Consider the following 13,664-nt stretch of genomic DNA (forward strand, 5'->3'; position numbering starts at 1 on the left):
AATAAGCAAGCTGGAAACGGTCGCACCGTGCGCTTGGTCACTTGGCAAGGCCACGCCCAGCCGCTAGCGTCCACGGAGGAAATTCCACGCCGCATCGGGGACAACATGCGTACACGATTGACCGTCGGGCTGGGCCTGGCGCTGTTTGCACTGGCTGCGCCTTCGGCGCCGGCCGCATCGCGCTTCACCCAGGACCCCTACCCCAGCACCTATGCGCCGATACCCTCGGCGCCGGTGCTGATCCGCAATGCCACCGTGCTGACCGGCACCGGGCAGCGCCTGGAACGCACCGACCTGCTGCTGCGCGATGGCCGCGTGGCGGCGCTGGGCACCGCGCTGGAAGCCCCCGCCGGGGCGGTGCAGGTGGACGCCAGCGGCAAGTGGGTCACGCCCGGCATCATCGACGTGCATTCGCACCTCGGCGTGTACCCCAGTCCCAGCGTGGGCGCGCATGCCGACGGCAATGAAATGACCGCACCGGTCACCGCCAACGTCTGGGCCGAGCATTCGGTGTGGCCACAGGACCCCGGCTTTGCCGCGGCGCTGGCCGGCGGGGTGACCTCGCTGCAGATCCTGCCCGGCTCGGCCAACCTGGTCGGCGGGCGCGGGGTGACCTTGAAGAACGTGCCAGCCACCACCTACCAGGCGATGAAGTTCCCGGGCGCGCCGTGGGGCATGAAGATGGCCTGCGGCGAGAACCCCAAGCGCGTCTACGGCAGCGGCAAGGGCGTGGCACCGCAGACCCGCATGGGCAGCGTGGCCGGATACCGTGCGGCCTTCATCGACGCCAGCGAATACCTGGCCAAGAACTCGCCGAAGACGGTCAAGAAGAAGCGCTGGTTCAGTGGCAGCGACAAGGGCGACAGCGCCGGCGATTCCGGCGGCAAGCGCGACCTCAAGCTGGACACGCTGGCCGGCGTGATCGACGGCGACATCCGCGTGCACATCCACTGCTACCGCGCCGATGAAATGGCCACCATGCTGGATCTGGCCAAGGAATTCGGCTTCAAGGTCGCCGCGTTCCACCACGCCACCGAGGCCTACAAGCTGGCCGACCGGCTCGCCGCCGAAGGCGTGTGCGGTGCGCTTTGGGCGGACTGGTGGGGCTTCAAGATGGAAGCCTTCGACGGCATCCAGGACAACATCGCACTGGTCGATCGTCCGGCCAACAGCTGCGCGATCGTCCACTCCGATTCGCCCGAAGGCATCCAGCGCCTCAACCAGGAAGCCGCCAAGGTGATCGCCAATGCGCGCCGCGCCGGCATGCCGATCACGCCCGAGCACGCCATCGCCTGGCTGACCATGAACCCGGCCAGGTCGATGGGCATCGAGCAACAGACCGGCAGCCTGGAGGTGGGCAAGATGGGCGACGTGGTGATCTGGAACGGCAGCCCCTTCAGTTCCTACGCGCTGGCCGAGAAGGTCTATATCGACGGCCACCAGGTCTATGACCGCCAGGACGCGCGCCGGCAGCCGCTGTCGGACTTCATGCTCGGCCAGGAGGCTCGCCCATGACCGCGCGTTCGAAGGCGTCACTACTCGCGCTGGCGCTGCTCGCCGCCGCGCCGTCCAGCTGGGCGCAGGACCTGCTGGTCCGCAACGCCACGGTACACACCGCCAGCGCGCGCGGCAGCCTGGAACATGCCGACGTGCTGGTCCAGGGCGGAGTGATCCGCGCGGTCGGCCCCGGCCTGGCCGCACCGGCCGGGGCGACCGTGGTGGAGGCCAACGGTCGCCCGCTGACCCCGGCGCTGTTTGGTGGGATCACCGACATCGGTATCGAAGAGGTGTCCGGCGAGTCGACCACGGTGGACAGCACGCTGAAGCTGGAAGACCAGCCGCTGCGCCCGGAATTCGACGTGACCCTGGCCTACAACCCGTCATCGGTGCTGATCCCGGTGGCGCGGCTGGACGGCATCGGCTTCACCGCGCTGGGCGCCAACAGCGGCGGTGGCTTCGTCGCCGGCCAGGGCGGGGTGATGCGGCTGGATGGCAGCGCCGACCCGATCGGGCCGCTGGCGCTGTACCTGCGGCTGGGCTCGGCCGCCGCCGAACTCACCGGTAACTCGCGTGCCGCGCAGTGGATGCTGCTGGAGCAGATGATCAGCGAAGCGCGTGGCCGGGTGCCGGTGGATTCGCCGCATGCCCTGCTGACCCCGGCCGGGCGCGCCACGCTGGCCCGCTACCTGGCCGGCCAGGGGCGCCTGGTGGTCGAAGTGGACCGCGCCGCCGACATCCGCCAGCTGCTGCGCTGGGCCGCGCGCGAGAAGGTGAAGATCGCCATCGCCGGCGGCGCGGAAGCCTGGCGGGTGGCGCCGCAGCTGGCGCAGGCCGGGGTCCCGGTGTTCGTCGATGCACTCGGCAACCTGCCGGCCAGCTTCGACCAGCTCGGCGCCACGCTGGAAAACGCCGCACGCCTGCGCGCCGCCGGCGTGCCCGTCAGCTTCACCCAGCGCGACGACCCTTCGCACAATGCGCGCAAGATGCGCCAGCTGGCGGGGAACGCGGTTGCCAACGGGCTGCCCTGGCAGGACGGCCTGGCCGGTCTGACCCGGGTGCCGGCACAGGCGCTGGGGGTGGGCGACAAGCTGGGCAGTATCGAGCCGGGCAAGCTGGCCGACCTGGTGCTGTGGGAAGGCGACCCGCTGGACGTGGGCCACTACGCCGAGCAGGTCTGGCTGGGTGGCCGGGCGGTGCCGATGCGGTCGCGCCAGACCGAGCTGCGCGACCGCTATGTGGCGCCGGCCGGCAGCGAACCGCGGGCGTACTCGCGGTAAGGTGGGGTGGCGATGCCGGCCCCCAGCCGGCATCGCCCAAGCTGACCCGCGCGGTCAGGTAAGCGGACGCGTTTTGAGATAGCTTTCACATTTTCGAACGGACACCCTGCCTGGAGGGGGCAAACAGGATGCGCATCGGAATCGTGGTCGACTCTGCCTGTGATCTACCGCAGGACTTCATCCAGCAACACAACATCGTGGTGCTGCCCATTACCGTCCGGATTGGCGAGGCCGTGCTGGCCGACCACCGCGACGAGCAGGCCACCCTGAGTTTCCTGCACGCCCACGTTGCCGAGAACGGCGCCGAGGCTGAAACCATTCCCTTCAGCGTCGCGCAGATCCGCGACCTGTTCCTGGGCAAGCTGGTGATCGACTACGACCATGTGTTCTGCATGACGATCACCAAGACCCGCAGTCCGATCTACGACAACGCGATGCAGGCCAGCTTCGCGATCCTCAACGACTACAAGCCGGTGCGCCAGGCGGCAGGCTACAACTCGCCGTTCGCACTGCGCGTGCTGGACACCCAGAACCTGTTCGCGGCCCAGGGCATCACCGCGGTGGAAGCGGTGCGCCTGCGCGACAGCGGTGCCGGCGTGCAGCAGATCCGCGAGCGCCTGGAGCAGCTGTCGCAGAACGTGCACGGCTACATGGTCACCCGCGACCTGTACTACATGCGCGCCCGCGCCCGCCACAAGGGCGACCGCAGCGTGGGCCTGATCAGCGCAGCGCTGGGCAGCGCACTGGACATCAAGCCGGTGCTGCACGGTTACCGCGGCACCACCGGGCCGGTGGCCAAGATCAAGGGCTTCGACAACGCGGTGCAGAAGCTGTTCGACTTCGTCGGCCAGCGGGTCAAGGGCGGGCTGCTGTCGCCCACGGTGTGCGTGAGCTACGGCGGCGAACTGGCCGACCTGCAGGCGCTGCCGGGCTACGCCAGCCTGCGCGAGACCTGCAAGGCACACGGCGTGGACCTGTACGAATCGGTGATGAGCCTGACCGGCATGGTCAACGTGGGCAAGGGCGCGGTCACGGTGGGGTTTGCTGACGAGCCGCATACGTTTACTGCCTGAGCCAGGCGGCCGGACCTTCCCTGCGAAGGTCCGCCACGTCGGCCGTTTCTGCACGCCGGATGCACCCGGATTCTGCGAATCTTCCCGCATTCAACGGAGGCCACCATGTCGCAGTACTACATCAGCCTGCCGGACCCATCCAAGGCCCGCGGCAACGATTCCGATCTTTCCTTCCACTCGCAGAGCGCTGCCGGCTTCGCCGAGGAGCTGCAGGATGCCCTGCGCAACACGACCCTGTTCGATCGCTGGCGCGCCAAGCAGCCCGACCCGGATGCGGTCGAATCGCAGTGGGGCGCGACCGATCCTGCCGCCACCGTGACCGGCGAACAGAAGGACCTGCGCATCAATCTGGTCGTCACCACCACGATCAACAGCGACGTGTTCAAGGAGCGCCTGCGCCTGCTCGCCGGGCATCATTGGGAACTGCGCGACGTTCGTTGATGGGTCACCGCCTGACGGTCAGCGTTCCGTCAGGCTTTTCACGGATTCTGCGCAGCGCGCTCCGGCATGGTGATGATGAACCCATTCCGGATTACCCGATGCTGCCGCGACTGCCTGCTTCCGTTTCCCTGCTTGCCCTGGCCCTCGCTGCCGCATCGCCGGTCATGGCGCAGGCGTCAGCCACGCTTCCCGCGCCAATCGCCGAAAGCAACACCGTCGCCACGGGACCACGCTCGGACCTGCACGCGCAGGTGCTGCTGGACAGGGCGCAGTTCTCCCCGGGACAGATCGACGGGCTGCTGGGCTCCAACCAGAAGCGCGCAGTGGCTGGATTCCAGGCCGCGAAGGGGTTGAAGGTGACCGGCGAGCTGGACGATGCCACCTGGCAGGCGCTGCAGCCCGATGCTGCCGGGCCTCTCGCCACGTATACGCTCACGGCCGAAGACGTAGCCGGGCCATTCCAGCCGGTGCCGAAGAAGCCGGCCGACCAGGCCAAGCTGAAAGCCCTTGGGTTTACCTCGGTGGCCGAGTCGCTGGGCGAGCGTTTCCATGCCGATCCCAAGCTGCTGCAGACCCTCAACCCGGGGGTGGACCTGGGCAAGGCCGGCAGCCAGATCCAGGTGCCGAACATCGCGCCGACGGCGCTGCCGAAGGCGGCCAAGCTGGTCATCGACAAATCCGACTCGACCCTGCGCCTGTATGACGCGGCGGGCAAGGTATACGCGCAGGTGCCGGTGTCGTCCGGCAGCAAGCATGATCCCCTGCCGATCGGTGAGTGGAAGATCCTGGGCATCTCGCGCGAACCGACTTTCCACTACAACCCCAAGCTGTTCTGGGATGCGAAGAAGGGTGACAGGAAGGCGACGATTCCGCCGGGGCCGAACAATCCGGTCGGCCAGGTCTGGATCGACATTTCCAAGCCGCATTACGGGCTGCACGGCACGCCGGAGCCGGGCCATGTTGGCAAGACCGAATCGCACGGCTGCGTGCGCATGACCAACTGGGACGCCCTTCGGGTCGCTGACGCGGTGGACGCGTCGGTGCCCGTCATCATGCAGGAGTAAACGACGATGCTGACGCGATTGCTGGCGCTGGGCGTGGTGATCGGGGTGGCCGGATGGTGGTTGCTGGCTTCGGGCAGTGGTGAAACGCGCCAGGATTCCGCTACCTCGGTGGGCCCGGTGGCGTCGGAGCCTACCCCGGCGGTAGATCCGGGCCCTGCCCGGCTGCCCGTAACGCCTGACCCCCACCCGGTAGCGCCGGGCCCTGCCGGGCTGGCGGGAACGCCTGAGGTGCCGAAAGACAGCCAGGCAGGGCCTGGCTCTACCGCCGCCGCCGCCTCCGCAGCGCCCTCGGCGCTGCTGCTGCCTGTCCAAGGCATCACCGCCGCGCAGCTGCAGGACACCTTCACCGACGCGCGCAGCGAAGGGCGGGTGCATGACGCCATCGATATCCTCGCCGCCGAGGGCACCCCCGTGCTGGCGGTGGCCGACGGCACGGTCGAAAAGCTGTTCGACAGCGAACGCGGCGGCCTGACCGTCTACCAGTTCGAGCCCAGCGGGAAATACTGCTACTACTACGCCCATCTGCAGCGCTATGCCGATGGGCTGGCCGAGAAGAAAACCATAAAGCGCGGCGAGGTGATCGGCTACGTGGGCCACACCGGCAATGCCAGCCCGGACGCCCCGCACCTGCACTTCGAGATCCACCGGCTGGGGCCGGAGAAGCAGTGGTGGAAGGGCGAGTCGCTCAACCCCTATCCCGTGCTGCACGGCGGCCAGGCCCTGCCCTGAGCCCACGTCCGCAGGGCCTGGCTGAACCGGCGGGGGCCCCGTCGATTGGCCCGGCCGCCACGAAGGTGCGAGAATCCCCGCCCCTTCCCTTGCTGGCTGGCGCGCTGGCGCCGCCCCCTGACCGAGACTACGTGAAGACACCCGAAAGCCTGCAGGCGCTGATCGAAGACGGCGTCATCGACGAGGTACTGCGGCCGCTGAAGAGCGGCAAGGAAGCGGCCGTGTACGTGGTGCGCAGCGGCGACGATGTGCGCTGTGCGAAGGTCTACAAGGACATGGCGCAGCGTAGCTTCCAGCAGCGCGTGCAGTACCAGGAAGGCCGCAAGGTGCGTGGCAGCCGCGAGGCGCGTGCGGTGGGCAAGGCCAGCAAGTACGGCCGCAGGCAGCAGGAAACGGCCTGGAAGAACACCGAAGTGGACGCGCTGTACCAGCTGCGCGACGCCGGGGTACGCGTGCCGGTGCCGTATGGCTACTTCCATGGCGTGCTGGTGATGGAGCTGGTGACCGACGCCGAGGGCTTCTCTGCCGCGCGGCTGGGCGAAGTGGAGCTTGAGCCCGACCAGGCACGGGAATTCCACCAGATCCTGGTGCGGCAGGTGGTGCTGATGCTGTGCTGCGGCCTGATCCACGGCGATCTGTCGCCGTACAACGTGCTGGTGGGGCCGGATGGCCCGGTGGTGATCGACTTCCCGCAGGTGGTCAGCGCCGGTGGCAACAACGCCGCGCGCAGCATGCTGCTGCGCGATGTGAACAACCTGACCGCTTACCTGGGGCGTTCGGCGCCGGAGTTGCTGGACACCTGGTACGGGGAAGAGATGTGGGCGCTGTTCGAGGGGGGTGACCTGCGGCCGGACAGCGAGCTGACTGGGACCTTCGTGCATGACGAATCGACCATCGACCTGGACAGCGTGCGCCATGCGATCAATGACGCGCGCGAGGAAGCGTTGATCCGGCAGCAGGGGCGGGAAGCTGCGGAAGAAATGGACGATTGATGGGTTGCAGCCACGCAGGGCGTGGCTGCCCGGTACGCGCAGAATCAGCCGTACAACGCCTTCGCATGGTGCGCGACATGCTCACCGATAAAGCTGCTGATGAAGTAATAGCTGTGGTCATACCCCGGCTGCAGTCGCAACTGCAGCGGATGCCCCGCCGCCGTGCACGCCGCCTGCAACCACTGCGGCTGCAGCTGGCTGTCGAGGAACTCATCCCCACCGCCCTGGTCGACCAGCAGCGGCAGCTTCTCGGTCGCCGTGGCCACCAGCTCGCTGGCATCCCACTGCGCCCAGCCAGCACGATCTTCGCCCAGATACGCCAGGAACGCCTTCTTTCCCCACGGCACCCGGGTCGGGGCCACGATCGGCGAGAACGCCGACACGCTGCGGTAGCGTCCCGGATTGCGCAGCGCGATCACCAGTGCGCCATGCCCGCCCATCGAATGCCCGCTGATGCTGCGTGCATCGGTGGCCGGCAGGTGGGCTTCGATCAGCGCGGGTAGCTCGTCCACGATGTAGTCGTACATGCGGTAGTGCGCCGCCCACGGCTGCTCGGTGGCATTGAGGTAGAACCCCGCGCCCTTGCCCAGGTCGTAGCCCTCCGCATCGGCCACATCGTCACCGCGCGGACTGGTGTCCGGCGCGACCAGGATCACCCCATGCTCGGCGGCATAGCGCTGCGCGCCGGCCTTGGTGATGAAGTTCTGCTCGGTGCAGGTCAGCCCGCTCAGCCAGTACAGCACCGGCAGCTTCTGGCTGGCCGCCTGCGGCGGCAGGTACACCGCCACCTTCATCTCGCACCCGAGCACCGCCGAGCGGTGCTGGTACACGTCCTGCCAGCCGCCAAAGGCGGCGCGGTGTTCAATGCGTTCCATGGAAGGCTCCGCCGTGATCAGAAGTGGACGACCGAACGGATCGACTTGCCTTCATGCATCAGGTCGAAGGCCTCGTTGATCTGCTCCAGGTCCATGGTGTGGGTGACGAACGGCGCCAGCTCGATGTCGCCCTTCATCGCGTCCTCGACCATGCCCGGCAGCTGGCTTCGCCCCTTCACGCCGCCGAACGCGGTGCCCTTCCAGGAGCGACCGGTCACCAGCTGGAATGGACGGGTGGAGATCTCCTGGCCCGAACCGGCCACGCCGATGATCACCGACTGGCCCCAGCCGCGGTGTGCGCATTCCAGTGCCGCACGCATCACGTTGACGTTGCCGATGCATTCGAAGGTGTGGTCCACGCCCCAGGTGGTCTGCTCGACGATCACCTGCTGGATCGGTTTGTCGAAATCCTTGGGGTTGATGCAGTCGGTGGCACCGAACTGTTTGGCCAGCTCGAACTTGGACGGGTTGGTGTCGATGGCGAAGATACGGCCGGCCTTGGCCTGGCGCGCACCCTGGATCACGGCCAGGCCGATGCCGCCGAGGCCGAACACCGCCACCGAATCGCCTTCCTGCACCTTGGCGGTGTTGTGCACCGCGCCGATGCCGGTGGTCACGCCGCAGCCCAGCAGGCACACGTGTTCCGGGTTGGCTTCCGGATTGATCTTCGCCAGCGAGACTTCGGCAACAACCGTGTACTCACTGAAGGTGGAGCAGCCCATGTAGTGGTAGATCGGCTCACCGTTGTAGCTGAAGCGGGTGGTGCCGTCGGGCATCACGCCCTTGCCCTGGGTGGCGCGCACGGCCACGCACAGGTTGGTCTTGCCCGAGGTACAGAACAGGCACTCACCGCATTCGGCGGTGTACAGCGGAATGACGTGGTCGCCCGGCTTTACGCTGGTCACGCCCTCGCCCACTTCCACCACGATGCCCGCGCCTTCATGGCCCAGAACGGCCGGGAACAGACCTTCCGGGTCGTCGCCGGACAGGGTGAAGGCATCGGTATGGCAGACCCCGGTGTGGGTGATGCGCACCAGTACTTCGCCCTTCTGCGGCGGGGCAACGTCGATCTCGACGATCTTCAGCGGTTCGCCAGCGGCGAAGGCAACAGCGGCACGGGATTTCATCGGAAACACTCCAATACAGGGAACAGGATGCTTATTTCAGGTAGGAACGGATCAACGCGCTCATGTCGCGTACGCGCTCGGCGCGCTGGTCGTCGGACTGGGCCGGCTGGCCGAATTCTTCGCGCAGGTGGGCTTCCATCACTTCGGACATCAGCCCGTTGACCGCCCCGCGGATCGCGGCGATCTGCTGCAGCACCGGGCCGCAGTCTGCGCCGGCCTCAAGCGCGCGGTCCAACGCATCGCACTGGCCGCGGATGCGGCGCACGCGGGCGAGGACCTTCTTCTTTTCTTCCGGGGAATGAGGCACGGCAGAACGGCCAGAGAACTATACTGGGGGATAGTATACACAGCCTGCTGGGCGGTGCTGCACGAGGCCGTCACGGCGGACCATGGATGCTCGTTCCACCCCACCACCTCGCGGACCGACGATGCCTGACGCCCCCACCTTCGTTGTCCGCGCCTTCGAGGCCAATTATTCCGCTGCAGGCGCCGTCGAACGCATCCTGGCGCTTACCGTCGGCTGCGGCCAATGCGGCACAACCTCCTCGTGCGGCGGCAGCCAGTTGATCCACCTGCCCGGCGGCGCCCTGTTCCGCTGCGAAAGCTGCGGTTCGCACCAGGCGATCAGCCACGCACGCCTGGATGCCAGCGCCGCACCTGCCCCTGCGCGCGCGCCCCTGGGCCAGATGCGCAGCCGCACGCCGGTGGTCACGCTCCGTTCCTGAGCACCATGGCTGCACCGTCCGGTTCGCGCCTGGTTGTCTACGCCGCCCTGGTCGGCAACCTGTGCATCGCCATCGCCAAGTTCATCGCCGCCGGCATCTCAGGCAGCTCGGCGATGCTCAGCGAGGGCGTGCATTCGCTGGTGGATACGCTCAATGAAGTTCTGCTCCTGTACGGGCTGCATCGGGCCGACAAGAAGCCGGACACGGTGCACCCGTTCGGTTACGGTCGCGAGCTCTACTTCTGGAGTTTCATCGTCGCACTGCTGGTGTTCGCGGCCGGTGCCGGCGTGTCTGCGTATGAAGGCGTCCTGCATATCCGCAATCCGGAACCGGCCACCAACCACGCGTTGAGCTATGCGGTGCTCGGCGTCGCCTTCGTGTTCGAAGGCATCTCCTGGTGGGTGGCGCTGCGCGAGTTCCGCGTCACCAAGGGCAGCATGGGCTACTTCGAGGCGTTCCGGCGCAGCAAGGACCCGGCCACCTTCACCGTGCTGCTGGAAGACAGCGCCGCGCTGCTCGGCTTGGCGTTCGCCGCCGCGGGCCTGGCCGCCGCGCAGTGGTTCGACATGCCCGAACTGGATGGCGTGGCCTCGCTGTGCATCGCCGGCGTACTGGCGATGACCGCGTTCCTGCTGGCCCGGGAGACCAAGGGCCTGCTGGTCGGCGAGCCGGCCCATCCGAGTGTGGCCCGGCGGATCATGGCCGTGGCCAATACCGACCCCGACCTGCGCAATGCCAACGGCGTGACCACCATGCAGATGGGGCCGGAGCAGGTGGTGGCCATGCTGAGTGCCGAGTTCGAGGACGATCGCAGCACCCCACAGATCGAGGCGTGCATCACCCGCATCGAGCAGGCGGTGAAGGCCGAGTACCCGGAACTGGTGGCGCTGTTCGTGAAGCCGCAGACGCCCGAGGTGTTCCGCGCGCGCCGCGCGGCACTGGGCGATCCGGGATGAAGCCTTCAGCTCGCGCGGCCCCGCAGCGAAGAACGTGTTCATGCGCCTGACGCACGATCAGATAATCTAGCCGGCCTCCGCCTGCCCTCGGCCCACGAGCTCCCCTTGAACGTAACGGACCCCACCGATCACCACCGCCGGCGCGACACCGAACGCGTGGAAATGGCGCTGGCTGCCGGCGCCATCGTGGGAACCTGGTTCTGGGATATCGCCAACGACCGCGTCACCGTGGACGACGGTCTCGCCCACGCCTTTGGCCTGGAGATCGGTACCAACCAGCGCGAGCTGCCGCTGGGCCAGATCCTGCGCTCGGTGCACCCTGACGACCATGACGGACTGGTGGAGGCGATCAATGGCGCCATGGCGCGCGGCGGTCGCTACGCGCACCAGTACCGCACCCGCAATGCCGACGGGCAGTACCGCTGGCTGGAAGCGATTGGCCGCGTCGACATGGGTCCGGCAGGACAGCCGCTCGGATTCCACGGCGTGTTGATCGACATCGACGAGCGCCTCAAGGTCGAAGCCGAGCGCAACGAGGCGCAGGCACTGCTGCGCTCGTTCGTGGAAGCCGCACCTGGCGTGGTGTACGCCAAGGATCGCCAGGGCCGGCTGCTCATCGGCAACCGGGGCACCACCGAGCTGATCGGCGTTCCACCGGAATCTTACGTGGGCCGTACCGATGCCGAGCTGCTCAAGGACCCGGTACAGGCAGCGGCGGTGATGGCTGCCGACGAACGCATCATGTCCACCGGCCAGTCCGAGCAGCTGGAGGAAGCGGTCAGCTTCCCGGACGGCCGGCGCGCGCACTGGCTCTCGACCAAGGCACCGCTGCGCGATGCCGATGGCAACGTGGTCGGCTTGATCGGCACCTCGCTGGACATCACCGCGCGCAAGGATGCCGAGGCGCGCCACCAGGAGATCGAGGAACGCTACCGGCTGGCCGCGCGCGCCACCAACGATGCGATCTGGGACTGGCGCATGTCCGACGGCCAGGTGATCTGGAACGAGGCTCTGGCCACCCTGTTCGGCCACACCACCATGGAAACCGATGCGCAGTGGTGGTTGGACCACATCCACCCCGACGACCGCGCCCGGATCGATGCCGACATCCACCAGGTGATCGACGGCGACGGCACGACCTGGTCCGGCGAGTACCGCTTCCGCCGTGCCGACGGCAGCTACGCCTCGGTGCTGGACCGTGGTGCGGTGCTGCGCGGCGCGGAGGGCGAACCGCTGCGCATGATCGGGGCAATGCTGGATCTGACCGCCCGCAAGTCCGCCGAAGCGGCACTGGCCGAAAGCGAGGAGCGCCTGCGCTTTGCAACCGACGCCGGCGACATGGGCTTCTGGGACGTGGACCTGGTCAATGACGTCCTGATCTGGCCGCCACGCACCAAGGCGATGTTCGGCATTTCGCCACAGGTCGAGGTGAGCATGCAGGATTTCGATGCCGGCCTGCATCCGCTGGATCGCGATGCCGTACACGCAGCACTGGGCGCGGCGGCAGACCCCGCGCAACGCGCGCTCTACGACGTCGAATATCGCGCAGTGGGCAAGGAAGACGGCGTGGTGCGTTGGGTGGCCGCCACCGGTCGCGGTCATTTCGAAGGCGGACGCTGCGTGCGGCTGGTTGGCGTGGCGATCGACATCACCGCGCGCAAGCAGGCCGAAGCGCGCCTGCAGGAATTGAACGAACATCTGGAAAGCCGCGTGGCTGAAGAAGTGGCCGAGCGCACCCGGGTGGAAGACGCATTGCGGCAGAGCCAGAAGATGGAAGCGGTGGGGCAACTCACCGGCGGCATCGCACACGACTTCAACAACATGTTGGCGGCAGTGATCGGCCCGCTGGACCTGCTCGCCATGCGCCTGGGCGAGCGCGACCCGCTGCTCACCCGGTATATCGACATGGCCATTGATGGCGCCAACCGTGCCGCACAGCTGACCCAGCGGCTGCTGGCGTTCTCGCGGCAGCAGCCGCTGCAGCCGGTGCCGGTGGATGCCAACCGGCTGGTGGCGGGCATGGCAGAACTGTTCGCGCATTCCCTTGGCGCCAGCATCCGACTGGAAACCACGCTGGCCTCCACTCTGTGGCTGACGTTCGCCGATGCCAACCAGCTGGAGAACGTCATCCTCAACCTGGCCGTGAACGCGCGCGACGCGATGCACGGTGGCGGGCGGCTCGTGGTGGAAACGTCCAACTGCACGGTGGACGCAGCCAGCACCGGGACGCATCCGGGCGTTCCGCGTGGCGAGTACATCCTGGTCACCGTGGCCGACAACGGCGCGGGCATGTCGCCGGAGGTGATCGCCAAGGCGTTCGATCCATTCTTCACCACCAAGCAGGTCGGCCAGGGCACCGGCCTGGGTCTGTCGCAGGTGTATGGCTTCGTGAAGCAGTCTTCCGGACACGTGAAACTGTGCTCGGAGCTTGGCGAGGGCACGACTGTGAAGCTGTATCTGCCTCGCCTGTTGACCGATGCCGCAGCGGTGGATGCGCCCGTTGCCGCGGTTCCGGCCGTGCCCGATGGCGGCCGCGAACTGGTGCTGGTGGTGGAAGATGAGCCTACGGTGCGCCAGTTCTCGGTCGAGGCGCTGACCGCCCTGGGCTACGACGTGTTGTCCGCCGAAGGCGCGGCGCCGGCGTTGGCGCTGCTGGACGGCCATCCGGATATCGCGTTGCTGTTCACCGACGTGGTGATGCCGGAGGTCAACGGCCGCCAGCTGGCTGATGAAGCGCTGCGGCGGCGACCGGATCTGAAAGTGCTGTTCACCACCGGCTACAGCCGCAACGCATTGGAGCGCGACGGGGTGATCGACCCGGGGGTACAGGTGATCGGCAAACCGTTCAGTGTCGAGACGCTGGCGTCGCGGGTGCGGGCCGTGCTGGAGGCGCAGTAGGGTTTCT

General features: G+C 67.5%; 13 protein-coding genes. 10 read left to right on the forward strand and 3 right to left on the reverse strand.

The features are described from left to right. Positions 1-105 precede the first annotated feature (105 nt). From RYM47_RS06680 to RYM47_RS06710, 7 genes are all read left to right on the forward strand, one after another. Positions 106-1,515 (forward strand): amidohydrolase, encoded by a 1,410-nt coding sequence (locus RYM47_RS06680; protein WP_315386753.1) that lies wholly within the window; start codon positions 106-108, stop codon positions 1,513-1,515. Further along, a complete protein-coding gene (locus tag RYM47_RS06685) occupies positions 1,512-2,777 on the forward strand; it encodes an amidohydrolase family protein (RefSeq protein ID WP_315386754.1) in 1,266 nt (421 codons plus the stop codon). The genes RYM47_RS06680 and RYM47_RS06685 overlap by 4 nt, the downstream gene beginning before the upstream one ends. A 128-nt stretch (positions 2,778-2,905) precedes the next feature. Then, entirely contained in the window at positions 2,906-3,850 is a 945-nt protein-coding gene (locus RYM47_RS06690) for a DegV family protein (protein ID WP_315386755.1), read from the forward strand. Positions 3,851-3,955: 105 nt separating this feature from the next. Further along, positions 3,956-4,291 (forward strand): hypothetical protein, encoded by a 336-nt coding sequence (locus RYM47_RS06695; RefSeq protein WP_315386756.1) that lies wholly within the window; start codon positions 3,956-3,958, stop codon positions 4,289-4,291. 98 nt (positions 4,292-4,389) lie between these two features. Further along, positions 4,390-5,355: a L,D-transpeptidase family protein gene (locus tag RYM47_RS06700; protein ID WP_315386757.1), complete on the forward strand. Its 966-nt coding sequence runs from the start codon at positions 4,390-4,392 to the stop codon at positions 5,353-5,355. Positions 5,356-5,361: 6 nt separating this feature from the next. After that, positions 5,362-6,084, forward strand: coding sequence for a M23 family metallopeptidase (locus RYM47_RS06705; RefSeq protein WP_315386758.1), 723 nt, complete (start codon positions 5,362-5,364; stop codon positions 6,082-6,084). Positions 6,085-6,215: 131 nt separating this feature from the next. Next, complete coding sequence (locus RYM47_RS06710; protein ID WP_315386759.1) at positions 6,216-7,076, forward strand: PA4780 family RIO1-like protein kinase; 861 nt, start codon at positions 6,216-6,218, stop codon at positions 7,074-7,076. A gap of 44 nt (positions 7,077-7,120) precedes the next feature. Here RYM47_RS06710 and fghA read toward each other — a convergent pair whose 3' ends face one another. The 3 genes from fghA to frmR are packed head-to-tail and all read right to left on the reverse strand — an operon-like array spanning position 7,121 to position 9,385. Then, complete coding sequence (fghA, locus tag RYM47_RS06715; protein WP_315386760.1) at positions 7,121-7,951, reverse strand: S-formylglutathione hydrolase; 831 nt, start codon at positions 7,949-7,951, stop codon at positions 7,121-7,123. A gap of 17 nt (positions 7,952-7,968) precedes the next feature. Beyond that, positions 7,969-9,078 (reverse strand): S-(hydroxymethyl)glutathione dehydrogenase/class III alcohol dehydrogenase, encoded by a 1,110-nt coding sequence (locus RYM47_RS06720; RefSeq protein ID WP_315386761.1) that lies wholly within the window; start codon positions 9,076-9,078, stop codon positions 7,969-7,971. 31 nt (positions 9,079-9,109) lie between these two features. Next, positions 9,110-9,385: a formaldehyde-responsive transcriptional repressor FrmR gene (gene frmR, locus RYM47_RS06725; RefSeq protein ID WP_315386762.1), complete on the reverse strand. Its 276-nt coding sequence runs from the start codon at positions 9,383-9,385 to the stop codon at positions 9,110-9,112. Positions 9,386-9,506: 121 nt separating this feature from the next. Between frmR and RYM47_RS06730 the strand changes: the two genes are divergently transcribed. The 3 genes from RYM47_RS06730 (at position 9,507) to RYM47_RS06740 (ending at position 13,657) form a co-directional block, all read left to right on the forward strand. Next, complete coding sequence (locus tag RYM47_RS06730) at positions 9,507-9,803, forward strand: hypothetical protein (RefSeq protein ID WP_315386763.1); 297 nt, start codon at positions 9,507-9,509, stop codon at positions 9,801-9,803. A 5-nt stretch (positions 9,804-9,808) separates the two neighbouring features. After that, a complete protein-coding gene (locus tag RYM47_RS06735) occupies positions 9,809-10,759 on the forward strand; it encodes a cation diffusion facilitator family transporter (protein WP_315386764.1) in 951 nt (316 codons plus the stop codon). A gap of 105 nt (positions 10,760-10,864) precedes the next feature. Then, entirely contained in the window at positions 10,865-13,657 is a 2,793-nt protein-coding gene (locus RYM47_RS06740) for a PAS domain-containing protein (RefSeq protein ID WP_315386765.1), read from the forward strand. The last annotated feature ends 7 nt before the right edge of the window (positions 13,658-13,664 follow it).

The organism is uncultured Stenotrophomonas sp., assembly GCF_963519125.1.
In the GTDB taxonomy this organism is placed as follows: domain Bacteria; phylum Pseudomonadota; class Gammaproteobacteria; order Xanthomonadales; family Xanthomonadaceae; genus Stenotrophomonas.